This window comes from Clostridium cavendishii DSM 21758, from assembly GCF_900141845.1.
In the GTDB taxonomy this organism is placed as follows: domain Bacteria; phylum Bacillota; class Clostridia; order Clostridiales; family Clostridiaceae; genus Clostridium_AG; species Clostridium_AG cavendishii.
On sequence record NZ_FQZB01000005.1, the window covers coordinates 45,916 to 61,936 of the forward strand.

The window sequence follows — 16,021 nt, forward strand, 5'->3', positions numbered from 1 at the left end:
AATAGATATTATGAATGTAAGGTTGTTTTGAAACAAGATATAGATTTAGCTAAGATTGATAATAAGACCAATTATAAGTATGGAGAATCAGAACATATGATGTATTTTGGAGAAATAATAGGTGAATATTAAATAAAGAGCAAGTATATTATTTTATTGGCTTAAAGATGATAAAATAATATACTTACATTTTTAGTTGTATAAAAAAATAATTAATATTAAATTAATTTAGAAAATGCTTGATTCAGTACTTTATTATATGGTAACATATACTATATAACGAAAAGGTAGGTGGGATAAAATGAAATTAATATTAGATAATATAGAAAAAAATTATGAAGGGAAAAAAGTTATAAAGGGAGCTAGCTTTACATTTGAAAAAGGAAAGATATATGGTCTTTTAGGAAGAAATGGCGCTGGTAAGACAACACTTTTTAACTGTATAAGTAAGGATATAGAATATGATAATGGTAAGGTACTACTTTCAGATGGTGAAGGGAATATAGAAGATATAGATTATTCTAAAGTAGGATTTGTTTTTTCAGATCCAGTACTTCCAGAATTTTTAACGGGTTATGAGTTTTTAAAATTTTTTATTGATATAAATAAGGATAAAATTCAAGATTTAAAAGCTATAGATGAATATTTTAATATTATAAAGATTGATGAAGAGGATAGATATAGACTTATAAGAGGTTACTCTCATGGAATGAAAAATAAGCTACAAATGCTTTGCTATCTTATAACAAGACCAGAAGTTATTTTGTTAGATGAACCTTTAACTTCATTTGATGTGGTAGTAGCTTTAGAAATAAGAAATCTTTTAAAAGAGATAAAACATAATCATATAATAATTTTCTCAACTCATATACTTCAGCTTGCAACAGATTTATGTGATGAAATAGTAGTTTTAAATAATGGAACTTTAGAAGGTGTAGATTCAAGTATTATAAGGAGTGCAGATTTTGAAGAGAAAATAATAGAAATCCTAAAGGAGGAAAACTAATGTTTAGTATGTTTAAAAATACATTTAAGTTTTCTTTTGTAGAAAAGGCTAATAATATAATATATATTTTAACTAGAATACCCCTTATAGGTAAAAAGGTTCCGATTAGGTACTATAAAGAAACAAATACTAAAATAGTATTAGGAATTATAGGTGAGATATTAAATTTAGGACTTGAATTTATTAAAAAGTTTATGTATATATTATGTTTTATAACTTTCCCTATTATTTTTATTTGTAAGGGAAATATGCAATATAAGGAAGCTGTTTTTGTATATATATTTCTTTGTCTTAATTTAATTTTAGGGACTATAATAAGAAGCAGTATATTTCTAAAAGATGATAAGAAAGCATTTAATATGATTGGATTAATGAGGTGTAATCCTAGAGAGTATTATTTAGGATTAGTTTTTTATAGGAGAATAATAGATTTTATATTTTTAATGTTGCCTGTTATTATAATGAATACTATAGGATTTAAGCAAATAGTTATACTTCTCGTAGAGCTTACAGCGTTTAGATTATTTGGAGAAGCTGTTAGATTAGAAATAAATTATAAATTTAAAAACATAGATAAGTTTAAAATTTATATTAATGTAATATCATGTATAGTATTCATGTCTGTAGCTTATTTAATACCTTTTAGTTTTAGGATAATAGATGTACGGAATGTAGTTTTAAGCTATATTATGATTATTTTAGCTATAATTGTAGGAGTTTTAAGTACAATATATTTATTAAACTACAAGCATTATAAAGAAATTTCAAGAAATTTAATTATAAAACCTAGTTTATATAATAGAGTGGACAAAACAGATATAACTTTTTCTAATGTTAAATTAGATGATAAAGGAATTAAAAAGGAAGAGTTAAATCCAGACTTATATAAAGATAAGAGTGGTTATGAATATTTAAATGCTATCCTTTTTAAAAGACATAAACGTATACTTTTAAATCCAATGTATATAAGACTAGGGATTATCGGAGTTTTATTTTTTGTAGGATTAATTTGTGTAGTAATATTTAAAGATAAAATGATTAAATTTGATGAAGCCTTAGAAGCATCTTCAGGAATTATGGTTATGATAATGTATGGTATGTCTACAGGGGATAGGTTTTGTAAGGCTATGTTTTATAATTGTGATGTAGGACTTTTAAGATATGCTTATTATAGAGATCCAAAGGTTATATTATCAAATTTCACTATAAGGCTTAAAAGGTTATTGTTTTTGAATGTAATACCAGCTGTAGTATTATGTATGGCATTATCTATACTAGTTATTTTAACTAGTAATTTAAATATGATAGTTAGTTTAATACCATTATTTTTAAGTATAGTAACTTTAGCTTGTTTTTTTGCTACATATCATTTATTTATGTATTATGTAGTTCAACCTTATGCTTTAGATTTAACGGTAAAAAGCCCAGTATTTAAAGTGGTTAGTTTTATTATATATATAGTATCCTATATTTGTATGAAGCTTAAAGCAACTACGATATATTTCACGATAGCTGTGATATTAATAACTATAATTTTTAGTGTAGTTTCAACGATTTTAGTATACAAATTAGCGCCTAAAACATTTAAACTTAAATAAAAAGCTTAAAGTAGCCTTATCAATATTTTAATATTGATAAGGCTACTTTTTAGTTAAATTAAAATAAAAAACTAAAAATTTATAAACTGCAAAAAAGTGTTGATTTTATATTATATTTGTTATACTATATATATAACAAATATAATTAATATTTTATAATTAATCAGGAGGGGCTTATTATGGTTAATCAAAGTATAATTATTACAATGATAGTTGCTACTGTTATTTCTATCTTATTACCAATAACGTTAATGTTATATTGGAAGAGAAAAGAAAAATTTCAAATCAAAACATTTTTTCTAGGAATGTTAGGTTTCTTTTTATTTGCTATGATATTAGAAAGAATATTGCATACAGTTGTAATATCTACAAAGGTAATTCCAGTAAATACTATTTATTTTGCTATATACGGGGCTTTAGCAGCTGGTGTTTTTGAGGAGGTTGGTAGATTTGTGATATTTAAGTTCTTCCTAAAAAACAATAGGGAATGGAAAGATGGGTTAGGCTACGGTTTAGGGCATGCTGGAATTGAAATGATATTACTTGGGGGATTAACTTTTGTTAATTATATAGTAGTAGCGTTAGCAATAAATTCGGATAAATTGGATAAATTACTTCAAGGGCAAAATGCAGAAGCAGTTACAAATTTAAAAAATACTATTTTAAATTTAACTGCACCTGAAATTGCAATGGGGATAGGTGAAAGAATATTGGCTTTAGTGCTTCAATTAGCTTTTTCATTTATAGTACTTTATGCAATAAGAGAAAGAAAAAATATATATCTTTTAATAGCTATATTAGTTCATGCATTAGTAGATTTTGTTCCTGCTTTATATCAAATGAATTTAATATCAAATATATATTTTGTAGAAGGAATAGTATTTATATTTAGCATTCTTGCTTTTATATTTGTAATTAAAAGTAAAGCTATATATAGAAACAATAAACAATTAGGGATATAAAACTAGCAATTAAGTTATATTTTAATCTTAATTATTATTGGTATATTTTTAAATAAGTTATTTTAGAAAGAAGATGATACGTTGATAAAGATAATATTTGATAGTGAAACTCCAATTTATTTACAGCTTAAAAATGAAATAATAAAGGCTATAGCAAGAGGAGAGCTAGAGGATGGGGAGTCTTTGCCTTCGATTAGAGATTTAAGTGTAGATATAGGTGTTAATTTACACACGATAAATAAAGCTTATAATTTATTAAAGGATGAAGGCTACCTTATTATAGATAGAAGAAAGGGCGCTATAGTAAATATAAAGAAGAATTCTAAAGAAGAATTTATAAAATCTATAGATGAAGATATAGAAGTTTTTGTTTCAAGCTGTATATGTAAAGGGGTAAGCAAAAATGAAATAAATAAAATAATTAGTGATAAATATGATTTTATTAAAAAGTAGGTGGATTTTATGAAAACTGGTTTAATTTTAAATACTTTTCTAATATTGCTTTTAACAATACTAGCATTTTTTATGCAAAAACTTTCTCAAAGATCTGTTTTTTATGGAATAAGAATTCCAATAGGCTTTGAAGATAATAAACAATTAATATCAGAAGATAAGAGGTATAAAGTTAAACTTCTAATGTCTGAAAGTCTAGTTTATATAATAAGTTCAATAATGATATTGAAGTTTAATGAAGATTATGCTCCGGCTATAGTTATGTTAAGTATGATTATGGCCATGCTAATTATTTCAATATGTTATTATAATGCAAACAAAAAAGTAAAAGCTATAAAGCTTAAAGAAAATTGGATAAGTTTAATGACTAAAGAAAAAGTAGTTATGGTAGATTTAAATATGAAAAACAGAAAGGCAGAAAGATTAAGTTCGTGGTACTTTATGCCTAATATAATAATTTTTATAGCAATCGGCATAGTAAATGTTATTAACTATAAAAAGGTTGATATAATAGCAATATTAATATTTTTGGTAATGTTAATAATAATGTATATAAGCTTTATCTCAGTAAATAAGGCTAGACAAAATTTAAACGGTGGAGAAGTTAATAGTATAAGGGCTCAAAATATTAAATTTAGGAAAATAAATGCAGTGTTTATTATTGTTAACTCTTATTTGTTATCTTTATTATTTGCAGTAAGTAATTTAAGTGAGTTGAATATAATTTCTGCCAATATTGAAAGTAATTTAATATCGATATCAATATGTTTAATATTATTAATAAGTATATTAATAAGTATATATAGCTTTAAAATGGGGCAAGGTGGAAAAAATTTAAAGGTTGGAAATGAAGAAAAGTCAGAAGTAATAAATAGAGATGATGATAATGATTATAAATTTGGAATGTTCTATTATAACAAAAATGATAATGCAGTATGGGTTGAGAAAAGATCAGGATCAGGATATACAGTAAATTTTGCTACACCAATAGGGAAAATATTTGGAGTTTTAATTACAGCTATATTAGTAGGTTCTGTAGGTATTGTAATATATATGTCTATATCAATGAAAGTAGATTTAAATATAGATAATGCTTCTGTAAATATTAAAGGAATGTACTCAGAAAATATAAATAGAAAGGAGATTAAAGAAGTAAAGCTTGAAGATGGATTACCTAAAATAACTATGAAACAAAATGGTGCAGCTATTGGAAAGAAGAAGATAGGTTATTTTAGAATGCAGGATGGAGACAAGGCAAAGTTATTTGTCGAAAATGCCAAAGAAAAAGTAGTGAAAATATTAACCTCGGATAAAATAATTTATATAAATTATGATGATGAAAATAAAACTAAAGAGCTTTATGAAAAATTAAGATTAGATTAGAAAAAATAATCCCGCCCAATGCGTTGGACGGGATTTTAACATTAATTTATATTAGATAAGCTTTATTCAAATGCAATATTAACTTCGATTAAATTGCCATCTACTAAAAGTTCAACACATAAAACTTTATCAGTGTTCATTTTAGCTTCAAATTCTGTTCCAACCATTAAAGTTGGTGTTGAAATATTAATATTTGTTCCCATATTAGCTAAATTTGTACTGGCATTAGCTGTAATCATATTAGATAATTCTGAAATAGCACTTTTAGCCATTTCATCTAGTTCTGTTACTGGCATACCCATCATCATTGTAGATGCAATTTTCTTTGCACTTTCCATATCTATTCCGTAGGCAACGTTTCCTTTTATATCACCGATAAGACCAACTATTAACATTACACCTATACTTTTTATATTTTTACCTTTTACGCTAAGAGATTTTTTTTCTACATTAGTAAAGCCTAGTTGAGGCATAACATTTAAAAAAGCATCTAAAAATGGATTAACAAATTTTATATCCATGAGTCGTCACCTCTTTTAAAGCCCACATTTAAATATATTTCTCCAAATTCAATGTTTGCTACTGCAGCTGTAGATTCACTTATAGTTTTACAAATATTTATTGAGCTACCATGAAAAATAGTAGGAGGAGCAACTCTTAAACCCAATATTTTATTTTTACGATTTAATATTGAACATGCATTTCCAGCGATGATATTAGTAAATTCTCCTAAAGCAGCTAGGACTTCTTCTCTATTTTTAACTTTTCTTTTTAATATTCTTTCTGCCAAGCTTTCTGCTGTTTCATAAGAAGTATCGAGTATAACACTGCCAGAATATTTACCTATTATCCCCATTACTACAGAAATTCCTCTTGATGCTTCAATTTCGTTATCTTTTATATCTTCACCAAAGGCGGTGGAAGCTTTAACAAATCTATTTATTGCGTCTGAAATAGCTTCTTTAAAAACAGTGAAATAAGTATCTTTTAATTCGTTAAATAATTCATTACCAGCTGTAACTCTTTTAATTGCAGTGACTAATTCATCAGCATCTACTGGTTTTTGAACATAGCCAGCTACTTTAGCCCTTTTTGCTTTTTGTATTATTTCTTCATCCATCATAGAGCTTACAATGATTACTTTTATATTTTCATCTATTTCATGTATTGCTCTAGTACATTCTAGTCCATCAGTTCCAGGAAGTGTCATATCCATAGTAACTAAATCGGGTTTCGTTTCAGTAACAACAGCAATTGTTTCATCTAATGAACCAGCTTCTCCTACAACATCAAACTCATTATCGAGTAAAATATCTTTTAATATACTTATGGAAAAGGGTGAATCATCTACTATTACAATTCTTAAATTTTTCATATAATCACTCACTTTCTATTATAAAGTTCTGTAATATTTTATCCTATTATTTCAAACATTATCCTCTAATAAAACATATAAATTTATAAAAAAGAAGTAATTTGTTTTTTATTGCTAAAAAATAAAGAAATAAGAAAGTAAACTATTGCATTGTTAGGTGATTATTATATATAATATGTTATGAAAATTAATGACAATGAAATAAATATTTAATAATATTTTGTTATTATTTTTTTTATAGAAGAATTCACACTACTTTGAGTTGGATGAGGGATAAGAAAATTTATATTAGGCTTATTTTTTATTTAAAATTTTTAGATGAAGGATTATAATTTGAGGGGATTTAAAATGAAACAACTATTTACCAAACTAAATAAAAGAAAAATAATAATAGGAATAGGTTCTTTGGTCATAGTAATATGTACTAGCTATGCTTATTCTAAAAATGTTAAGGCTACAGAAATTAAAGATAATTTTAGTAAGAAGATAGGTAACAATAATTATGAAGATGCTATTAAAATATATAATGATAGTAAGGACGATGTAATAGTTATGAAGACTTTAAATACTAAAGCAGATTTAAAGAAAACTATAAACACTGAATTATTGGAAATAAAGGAAGATTATATTTCAGAAAAACTGTCTTTTAAAGAAGCAATTGATAAGGTGAATAAACTTAAAAATTTAGATGTTGTTGAAGAAAAATATTATACTGATGTTCTGAAAATTATAGAAAGAATAAATGATTTCAGAAATGATTATAAGGAAGCTGTAGAATTAAATGCAAAGGGTATTTATAATAAGTCATTAGATAAACTTTCTAATATAGCTAAAGAGGACAAGTTATATGCAGAAAAGGCATTAAAGCTTAAAGACGAGGTTAATGATAAAAATGAAAAATATAAAGTAGAAATTGAAGAAGCTAAAAAGGATTTAACAGAAATAGTTTCAAGATTAGGATTAGATGATTTAAAGGATGCAATATCAAGTTATGTCCCATTTCCTGAAATCGAGGGTTTTGTAAATAATAGTGATATCTCAAGTAATAACGAGTTTTTAATTTGGGTTGATATTAAGAATCAAAAAACTAATATCTTCTTAGGTAAGAAAAATGAATGGAAATTAATTAAGAGATTTGAATCAGCAACAGGGGCAGAAGGAAAAGATACTCCAACAGGAGTTTTTAAAGTAAAAGATAGGGGAATATGGTTTTTTAGTCATAAATATAATCAAGGTGGTAAGTACTGGGTACAATTTATGGGAAATTATTTATTTCACTCATTACCTATGAATATGAATAAGGAAGTTGTAGATGATACATTAGGAACTCCAGTTTCACACGGATGTATAAGACTTGCAGTAGAAAATTCGAAATGGATATATGATAATATACCTAATGAAACTACTATATATATAAAATAAAAATAACCTTAAGAGGGCGTTAAAGCTACATCTTAAGGTTATTTTTTACTTGTATAAATTTTAGTAATGTATATAAGTAAAATTAAAACATTTATCTTTATAAGGTTTAAAATCAATATTTACAAGTTTTTTAATAGAAAATTTATAAGATTAGAAAGGAATTCATTTACATATATCCTTATAAAATAATAATAAATATAGTATAAAATAATATACTATAAATTTAAGATAGTATTATAAGATAAATATTTTATTTTTAATAAATTCTTTATTGTAACAGTTAGCAAAATTAGATATTATAGTTTATAATATAGAAAAATAGATAGGGGATGAAGTTTTTTGAACTTAAGTTTAAATGATATAAAAAATCAGATGAAAGAAAAAAACATTAAATTATGTAAGTTTTTTAAAGAGTTAATTAAAAAGACATATTTTAAATATATAATAATCGGTTTTTTTGTTCTAGCTTTGATTATAGGATTTTTGTTAGGAAGTGGAAAAACAAGTAGAGAAGCAATGATTTTAAAAATAGATAAGGCTATTGAAAAAAATGATTATAAAGAAATGTCTAAGATAATAAAGTTTGAGAATAAAAATGAAAAAGTTACAGAAGAAAATATAATTCCTTTGGTGAAATATTACAAAGAAAATAATATAGCAAAAGAAAGTTTAATTAATGCACTTAAACAAGATGGTAATAATATAATTAATTTAAAAAAACAAAAAAAATTTTTAGGAGAAGATTATTATTTAACTGTAAAACTAGCAACAATACAAATAAAAAGTAATATTCAAGGAACAGCTATATATTTAAATAATAAAAAGTATGGTGAAATAGGGGAAGAAGGTATTTTAAAGATAGAAGGAATAGTTCCAGGTAGTTATGATCTTCTTGCAAAAAATGAAAGTAAGTATGCTAAATTAAATAAGAAAGATAAAATAAATTTTCAGCAGGATTCAATTTTTGAAGAGAATTTAAATGGAATCAATATATCTGTAAATAGTGAGTTTAAAGATGCAAATGTTTATATAAATGATGAAGATACAAAAATAAAAGTAAAAGATTTTAAAAATATAGGACCATTTGATATAGATGAAGGATATAAAATAAAGCTCAAAGAAGAGAGCCCATGGGGAGAAATCTTTAGTGATGAAAAGGAAGTAAAAAATATACCTGCTATTAATCTTAATATAGACTTAAAAAATGAAAGTATAAATAAAGAAATAGAGGCTTCCCTTAAGGAATTTTATATTAGTGTTTTTGAGGCGTTAAATAAGGAAGATAGTAAACTTATTAAGGCAACTACAAAAGAAAGTAAAGAACAAATATATAATGAATTAAAAAAGGAATATAATTTTTTGAAAAATAATTATGATATAAGTGATTTACAAATTAGTATGGAAAAAAGTGAAATAAAATATGAAGAGGGTAAATATAAGGGTAATATAGTAGTAGATATTAATTATAGTATATCTAAGAAAATATTAGGATTTGAGTTTGAAAAGGAAAAACAAAGTAAAAGCTTTTTTAATGGTGTAAAATATGAAGATGGAAAATGGCTAGTAATAGAAGCTTACAAATTCAGATAAAAATGAGAGCTATGTGGATGTTTACTACATAGCTTTAGTTTTTAGATTACATAATTATTACAACAAATTAAGCTATAAAATTAAATTGATATTAATAATACGAAGGTTCTTTGAAATAGAAGGTTATTTAAAAATAAACCTAATAATAAACTTAATAATATTAAATAAACCTTAAAATTTGAGTATTTTATTGAAAATGCTTACATTATTTTGATAAACTAAGTATAAATTGATTATAAAAGTAAAAATGAGATGGGGAGTTAATTATGAAGAAAAAACAAATAATTATAATTACTTCAGTAATAGTAGGAGTAGTTTTAATAGGTGGTATCACTTATGCTGTATCAAAAAGCATTAAAGGTGCAACAAATGCAAAAAAAAATAACAAAGTAGCAGTGTATACAGTTCAAGCAGCTCAGCCTATATACTTTGAAGGTGAGTTTCAAAGCGCTAGAAAAGTTAATTTTATGCCTGATATGAGTAAAGGAACTGTGGATAAAGTATCAGTTTCAGATAAGCAAAAAGTTAAAGAAGGAGAAGTTTTATTTACATATAAAAATTCTCAAGTAGATACGCAGAAGGAAGCATTGAGTGATCAATTAGAAACTTTAAAATCTACTTATACTAAATTAAAGGCTCAAATGGATAAACCACAAGAAAGTATACCAGTAGTGCCTAACCAAGTACCAAGTAATAATCCAGGACAAGCAATGCCAAGCATATCGGAAGCTGATATTAAAGCTCAAAAAGATTTGATGGCAAAGCAAGCACAACAAGCAAAGGATCAAATTCAAAGCCAATTAGATGAGAATTTAAAGCAACAAAAACGTATGGAAAAGCAAATATCTGATTTATCATCAAAATCATCATATGAAGTTAAGGCTCCATTTGCAGGAACAGTAGCAAGATCATCAGATGCAGCAAATGATCCTACAAAGCCGGTACTTACACTTATAAGTGATAATACACAAATTGTTTGTAACGTATCAGAAAAGGATGTCTTAAAGATAAGCGAAAATCAAGATGTATCTATAACTATTTATGGAAGTGGGCAAGTTATAAAAGGAAAAGTTAAAACTATAAATACAGAACCTAGTCAAGGTGTTATTCCTCAAGTAGGTACAAATATGATGGCACAAGGTGCTAGCGGTAGCCAAACTAGTAGTTATACTATAAATATAGAACCTAGTTCTACAGAAGGAATATTACCTGGTTTCCATGTGCAAGTATCTGTCAAACCAGAAAAGGAATTGGTTAAAATACCAAAGACAGCCATATTTAAAGAGGGAGATAAGAGTTTTATATGGACAGTTAAAGATGGAGTGTTAAAGAAGACTGAGACTGAAACAGAAGAATTTAATGATAAATACTTAAAAGTTAAGAATGGCGTAGCAGCAGATACAAAGGTAGTTCGTGAACCTAAAAATACAATGAAAGAAGGGGACAAGGTTGACTGATTTAATAAGAGTTGAAGGAGTTACAAAAAACTATAGCTTAGGAAAAGAAAAATTTGAAGTTCTAAAAGGTCTTGATTTTAGAGTAGAAAAAGGTTCCTTCGTTGTTATTATGGGTAAGTCAGGTAGTGGTAAAACAACCTTCTTAAATCTTTTAGGTTTATTAGATAAATTTGATGGTGGAAAATATATTTATAATGGTACTGATGTTACTGGAATGTCAGACAATCAAAGATCAGATTTTAGAAATAAGAATTTAGGTTTTATATTTCAACAATTTCACCTTATAGAGTCTTTAAATATTGGACAAAATATAGAACTTCCACTTCTATATAGCGGTGTTTCTGATAAAAATAAAAGAGTAAAAGCTGTAAAAGAGGCTTTATCAAAAGTTGGACTTTTAGAGAAAATAAGAAATTTTCCCAATCAGTTATCAGGAGGTCAGCAACAAAGAATATCAATTGCTAGAGCTCTTGTGAATAATCCAGACATAATTTTAGCTGATGAACCAACAGGAGCCTTAGACAGTAAAACAGGTTATGAAATAGTAGAACTTTTAGCGGATCTTAATAGACAAGGGAAAACAGTTATTATGGTTACGCATGATGAGGATCTTAAAAGATATGCTTCACATCTTGTGTTCTTAAAAGATGGTGTGTTTATCCGAGAGGAGGAAATGTAACCTATGAATTTTAATATGCTTTTTAAAAGCGCTTTACTTTGCCTAAAGGCAAACAAGATGAGAGTGTTTTTAACTATGATAGGTATAATAATAGGTATAAGTACAGAGGTAGTTATACTTTCACTAGGAGCTGGAATAAAAGAAAATGTATCTAAGTCTATGGAAACTACAGATGTTAGCACTATGACTATACAGTTTCAAAACAAAAAAATGGTAAATCAAGGGAGTAGCCCCGTTGCCCCACCTTTTAATAAAAATGATTTAAAGAATTTAAAATCAGTAGATGGTGTCGAAAATGTAGATACAGACAAAGGCTCAGGGGGATTTGGAATTATAGGATTTGGAAATGCAAGTTATTTTGATAAAAGTGCAATGCTTGTGCTTAGAGAGGCTAAAGATGCTAAAGTTAATTTAGAGCTTGGAAGGAATATAACTGCTGAAGATAATGAACTTAAGAATAAAGTAATAATATTAACTAATAAAAATGCCAAGGATATATTTGGTGATGATTACGAAGATGGTATAGGTAAAGCAATAAAATATAATGGAGACTTTTATAATGTAATAGGGATACAAAAAGATCCTGGTGATTCTATATTTAATATAGATGCTTCTTTTGTACCAAGTTTTGTAAAGGATGAAAAAGCAGACAATGAGGATATCTATTCTATAAAGGTTAAAGTTAAACAAGGCTATAAGCTTGATGAGGTGTTTAAAGATGTTAAAGATGAATTGCAAAGACTTCATCCAGATGCTACAGGGGAATATATTAAGGTAGATTCTGATGCAATGCTGAAAGGATTTAAAACTGTTATAGATGGTATAACTGTATTTATAGCTTTAGTGTCTGGAATATCCTTATTTGTTTCAGGTGTTGGTGTTATGAATATAATGTATGTATCAGTAACTGAAAGAAAGAGGGAAATAGGTATAAGAAGAGCAATAGGTGCAAAATCTAGGGCTATACTTTCACAATTCTTAATAGAATCAGTATTGATAACTTTAATGGGGGGATTAATCGGAATACTTATAGGTTATGGATTATCTCAAATAGTAGCAGCAATATCGCCAGTTAAACCTATATTTACACTTCAAATATTTATAGGTTCATCAATAACAGCTATATTAATAGGAATAGTTTTTGGGATAGTACCAGCTTTAAAGGCTTCAAAACTAGACCCAATAAAAGCAATTTATAGATAATTTAAAAGTTCAAGAAAAGATAAGAGATTATTTTTTCTTGGACTTTTTTACATTTGGGATTTGGTATAAAAAGTTAAAAAATAAGTTGACAAAAAATACCTGAGAGAATATACTGTGCATATAAGATATATACAGTATATATAATATTAACGGGAGGTGAAATTTTGGATATAATTATTTCAAATTCATCTGGAGTAGCTATATATGAGCAAATAGTAAGACAAATAGAGACGCAAATAATCTCAGGCGATTTAAAGGAGGGAGAACCTCTTCCGTCTATAAGAAACTTAGCTCAGCAACTGAGAATAAGTGTGATAACTACTAAAAGAGCTTATGAAGAGTTAGAAAGAAGTGGCTTCATAGAAACAGTTAAAGGTAAAGGTTCCTTTGTAGCTATAAAAAATAAAGATATGATAAGAGAAATGAGAATGAAAAAGGTTGAAGAATATATTACAAAGGCTATTGATGAAGGGAAATCTATAGGACTTTCGAAGGAAGAGATTAAGGAGTTTGTAGATGTAATATATGAGGAGTTTTAGCTAGAAATGGACAATTTACAGGTGACAATGGACAATTATTTGGAAGTAGTAGAGAGTTGAAAGCTTATAAAAAGTTATAGTTGGTAATAGAAATTAATTAGAAGATAGTGATGGGGAGTAATGGAGGATTTTTGTATGGAAAATATATTAGAAATTAATGATTTAACTAGAAAGTTTAAGCATTTTGAACTTAAAAATATAAGCTTTAAGCTTCCAAAAGGCTTTGTTATGGGACTTATAGGGCCAAATGGTGCAGGTAAAACAACAACACTTAAGCTTATAATGAATTTTATGTGTAAAAATGATGGTGAGATTAAGGTGTTTGGTCTTGATAATATTGAAAATGAAAGAGAAATTAAGGATAAGATAGGTTTTATATATGGTGAAGGAATGTTTAATCCTTATGATACTGCAAAAAGTATAGGTAAAACAGCTAAAATGCTTTATTCTAGCTGGGAACAAGAAAAATACTCAAATTACTTAACAAAATTCAATATACCACAAAAGACTAAGGTAGGAGAAATGTCTAAAGGGACTCAAATGAAGCTTTCCATTGCAGTTGCATTAAGTCACAATGCGGAGCTTTTACTTATGGATGAACCTACAGCAGGCTTGGATCCTATATCAAGAAGAGAATTTTTAGATATGATATATGATTTTATGCAGGATGAGAATAAAGGGGTAATATTTTCAACACATATAACTAGTGACTTAGAAAGAATAGCAGACTATCTAACATGCATAAATAATGGAGAAATAGTATTCTCAGAATCAAGAGATGTTATCTTAGAGAAGTATGGTGTTGTTAAGTGTAGAAAAGGATTGTTAAAAGAAGAACATAGAGAGCTATTTGTAGATATACAAGAAAACAGATTTGGAGTTGAAGCTTTAACTACAAATAAGGAATTAATAAGAGAATTTTATGGTGAGGATGTAGTAATAGATGAACCTAGTATTGAAGATGTAATGTGCCATATGGTTAAAAAATAGATAAGAGGTATGAGGATATGAGAGTAGTTTTAAAAAGATTTTTTAAAAAATATGTTTATCATATAATAGTTATTTTTTTGCTTACTTTATTAAGTATATATATGGATAGTTCTGATATTTATTCAAGTATGAAGTTACAATTACAAGAAAATAAGATGTTAACTTCAACAGATATTGGTTCTTTTCCCAATTTAGCCTTTTCTTTGTTGATACTAATTTATGTAATTAAATATTTTTTAAAGGATAATACTTTAAGTATTATGCCTATTAAAAAGAATGATATATTGAATTCATCATTTCTAATTATCTTTGGGTATGTAACTTTTAACATTATTGTAGAAAGCATCATCATTGATATTATTTTAGTGAATAAAGATATAAACACTGTAGCATTTATAAGTATTTTGTTTTATTGTTGTAAGCGTGTAGCTTTAACGAGTATAATAATATCTTCATTTATTCCACTTCAGATATATCACGAAATAAATCAAGATTCTGATAGTCTTGTATATGGTAGTTTGATAGTAATATTAGAAGTTAGTTTAATAGGATACTTTTCTAAGAATATAAAAGCTATCTTAGAAATAAATAGTTATGCAATAGGGCTATGTTTAATAGCATTAGTGATTGGAGTTATATCTTATAAGGCATCAAGTATTGTCTTTAGTAGATGCTCAGTAATAAAGTGACTTTACTATAATTTAAAATGGTGGTGATAAAGTGTTTACGCTTTGCAAAATATTATATGAGAAGAATAAAGCTTTAGTAGTAATGGGAGTAATAGGTATTTTAATAATAGCTATTGTTGAGGCTACAACTAATAAATATAAAATAGATAGTATGTATACTTCATTCTATATGTACTATTGGATTCTATACTTGTGGGTTCTTATAATTGCAGAATTTAGAAAAGAGACAAGTATATTTTTTATGCCAATTAGAAAGCAAGATATAATAAAAGGATACTATATATTTTCATTATTATATTTTATAATTTTCACATTGCTAAATATATGTGTTCGTATGGTGGTATTTAAACTGTACAATGCAAGTGAAATTCCTTTTGAAAGATTAAGCATATTGGGAGTTCAGGAATTGTTATTTCTTATAAATATAGTTTGGATGATATTGCCGTTAGGAATATTGTGTAAAAGATGGATTGGGCTTATGAGTTTGTTCTTATTTTATGTTCCAATAAATTGGTTTTTAGATAATGAATTTTCAATTTTAAAAAATAACATGCTAATAAGTATAAGCTTGACAATGTTTGTTGGGTATATTTCATATAAGATAGTATTAATATTGTTTGAAAGAAAGGTTTGCATTGAATAAGCATATAGTGTTTTTTAAAGTAAAGTTTGTAG

General features: G+C 26.4%; 16 protein-coding genes. 14 read left to right on the forward strand and 2 right to left on the reverse strand.

The annotated features are described in order from the left end of the window. Positions 1–301: 301 nt before the first annotated feature. The 5 genes from BUB01_RS04005 to BUB01_RS04025 all read left to right on the forward strand — a co-directional run bounded on the left by BUB01_RS04005 (position 302) and on the right by BUB01_RS04025 (position 5,402). Complete coding sequence (locus BUB01_RS04005) at positions 302–1,006, forward strand: ABC transporter ATP-binding protein (RefSeq protein ID WP_072985402.1); 705 nt, start codon at positions 302–304, stop codon at positions 1,004–1,006. Further along, the gene (locus BUB01_RS04010; RefSeq protein ID WP_072985403.1) at positions 1,006–2,604 is read left to right on the forward strand and encodes a hypothetical protein; all 1,599 of its coding nucleotides are present in this window, start codon (positions 1,006–1,008) and stop codon (positions 2,602–2,604) included. Before BUB01_RS04005 ends, BUB01_RS04010 begins: the two co-directional genes overlap by 1 nt. A 179-nt stretch (positions 2,605–2,783) precedes the next feature. Beyond that, complete coding sequence (locus tag BUB01_RS04015) at positions 2,784–3,566, forward strand: YhfC family intramembrane metalloprotease (RefSeq protein WP_072985404.1); 783 nt, start codon at positions 2,784–2,786, stop codon at positions 3,564–3,566. A gap of 81 nt (positions 3,567–3,647) precedes the next feature. Next, positions 3,648–4,019, forward strand: a complete 372-nt coding sequence (locus tag BUB01_RS04020) for a GntR family transcriptional regulator (RefSeq protein ID WP_072985405.1) — start codon at positions 3,648–3,650, stop codon at positions 4,017–4,019. A gap of 9 nt (positions 4,020–4,028) precedes the next feature. Beyond that, positions 4,029–5,402, forward strand: coding sequence for a DUF5808 domain-containing protein (locus BUB01_RS04025; RefSeq protein WP_072985406.1), 1,374 nt, complete (start codon positions 4,029–4,031; stop codon positions 5,400–5,402). Positions 5,403–5,464: 62 nt separating this feature from the next. Here BUB01_RS04025 and BUB01_RS04030 read toward each other — a convergent pair whose 3' ends face one another. Then, on the reverse strand, positions 5,465–5,923 hold the full coding sequence (locus tag BUB01_RS04030; protein WP_072985407.1) for a chemotaxis protein CheX: 459 nt from the start codon (positions 5,921–5,923) through the stop codon (positions 5,465–5,467). Next, positions 5,914–6,777, reverse strand: a complete 864-nt coding sequence (locus BUB01_RS04035; protein WP_072985408.1) for a response regulator — start codon at positions 6,775–6,777, stop codon at positions 5,914–5,916. Before BUB01_RS04035 ends, BUB01_RS04030 begins: the two co-directional genes overlap by 10 nt. A gap of 348 nt (positions 6,778–7,125) precedes the next feature. Here BUB01_RS04035 and BUB01_RS04040 point away from each other — a divergent pair, with 348 nt between their 5' ends. From BUB01_RS04040 to BUB01_RS04080, 9 genes are all read left to right on the forward strand, one after another. Next, positions 7,126–8,199 carry a L,D-transpeptidase gene (locus BUB01_RS04040; RefSeq protein WP_072985409.1) on the forward strand — a complete coding sequence of 358 codons (1,074 nt, stop codon included), beginning with the start codon at positions 7,126–7,128 and terminating at the stop codon, positions 8,197–8,199. Positions 8,200–8,538: 339 nt separating this feature from the next. Then, the gene (locus BUB01_RS04045; protein ID WP_072985410.1) at positions 8,539–9,789 is read left to right on the forward strand and encodes a TcaA 3rd/4th domain-containing protein; all 1,251 of its coding nucleotides are present in this window, start codon (positions 8,539–8,541) and stop codon (positions 9,787–9,789) included. Positions 9,790–10,055: 266 nt separating this feature from the next. Continuing rightward, positions 10,056–11,246: an efflux RND transporter periplasmic adaptor subunit gene (locus BUB01_RS04050; RefSeq protein WP_072985411.1), complete on the forward strand. Its 1,191-nt coding sequence runs from the start codon at positions 10,056–10,058 to the stop codon at positions 11,244–11,246. Continuing rightward, positions 11,239–11,925 carry an ABC transporter ATP-binding protein gene (locus BUB01_RS04055; protein WP_072985412.1) on the forward strand — a complete coding sequence of 229 codons (687 nt, stop codon included), beginning with the start codon at positions 11,239–11,241 and terminating at the stop codon, positions 11,923–11,925. Before BUB01_RS04050 ends, BUB01_RS04055 begins: the two co-directional genes overlap by 8 nt. Positions 11,926–11,928: 3 nt before the next feature. Next, positions 11,929–13,128: an ABC transporter permease gene (locus BUB01_RS04060; RefSeq protein WP_072985413.1), complete on the forward strand. Its 1,200-nt coding sequence runs from the start codon at positions 11,929–11,931 to the stop codon at positions 13,126–13,128. A gap of 164 nt (positions 13,129–13,292) precedes the next feature. After that, positions 13,293–13,667, forward strand: a complete 375-nt coding sequence (locus tag BUB01_RS04065) for a GntR family transcriptional regulator (protein ID WP_072985414.1) — start codon at positions 13,293–13,295, stop codon at positions 13,665–13,667. A 135-nt stretch (positions 13,668–13,802) separates the two neighbouring features. Beyond that, complete coding sequence (locus tag BUB01_RS04070) at positions 13,803–14,657, forward strand: ABC transporter ATP-binding protein (protein WP_072985415.1); 855 nt, start codon at positions 13,803–13,805, stop codon at positions 14,655–14,657. Positions 14,658–14,674: 17 nt separating this feature from the next. Continuing rightward, the gene (locus tag BUB01_RS04075) at positions 14,675–15,346 is read left to right on the forward strand and encodes a hypothetical protein (protein WP_072985416.1); all 672 of its coding nucleotides are present in this window, start codon (positions 14,675–14,677) and stop codon (positions 15,344–15,346) included. A 31-nt stretch (positions 15,347–15,377) separates the two neighbouring features. Next, positions 15,378–15,989 (forward strand): hypothetical protein, encoded by a 612-nt coding sequence (locus BUB01_RS04080; RefSeq protein WP_072985417.1) that lies wholly within the window; start codon positions 15,378–15,380, stop codon positions 15,987–15,989. Positions 15,990–16,021: the final 32 nt, after the last annotated feature.

What these genes read in the sequence shown, in the direction of transcription:
- BUB01_RS04005 (WP_072985402.1), top strand. Translation starts at nt 302, where the DNA reads ATGAAATTAATATTAGATAATATAGAAAAAAATTATGAAGGGAAAAAA.
- BUB01_RS04010 (WP_072985403.1), top strand. Translation starts at nt 1,006, where the DNA reads ATGTTTAGTATGTTTAAAAATACATTTAAGTTTTCTTTTGTAGAAAAG.
- BUB01_RS04015 (WP_072985404.1), top strand. Translation starts at nt 2,784, where the DNA reads ATGGTTAATCAAAGTATAATTATTACAATGATAGTTGCTACTGTTATT.
- BUB01_RS04025 (WP_072985406.1), top strand. Translation starts at nt 4,029, where the DNA reads ATGAAAACTGGTTTAATTTTAAATACTTTTCTAATATTGCTTTTAACA.
- BUB01_RS04030 (WP_072985407.1), bottom strand. Translation starts at nt 5,923, where the DNA reads ATGGATATAAAATTTGTTAATCCATTTTTAGATGCTTTTTTAAATGTT.
- BUB01_RS04035 (WP_072985408.1), bottom strand. Translation starts at nt 6,777, where the DNA reads ATGAAAAATTTAAGAATTGTAATAGTAGATGATTCACCCTTTTCCATA.
- BUB01_RS04040 (WP_072985409.1), top strand. Translation starts at nt 7,126, where the DNA reads ATGAAACAACTATTTACCAAACTAAATAAAAGAAAAATAATAATAGGA.
- BUB01_RS04050 (WP_072985411.1), top strand. Translation starts at nt 10,056, where the DNA reads ATGAAGAAAAAACAAATAATTATAATTACTTCAGTAATAGTAGGAGTA.
- BUB01_RS04060 (WP_072985413.1), top strand. Translation starts at nt 11,929, where the DNA reads ATGAATTTTAATATGCTTTTTAAAAGCGCTTTACTTTGCCTAAAGGCA.
- BUB01_RS04070 (WP_072985415.1), top strand. Translation starts at nt 13,803, where the DNA reads ATGGAAAATATATTAGAAATTAATGATTTAACTAGAAAGTTTAAGCAT.
- BUB01_RS04075 (WP_072985416.1), top strand. Translation starts at nt 14,675, where the DNA reads ATGAGAGTAGTTTTAAAAAGATTTTTTAAAAAATATGTTTATCATATA.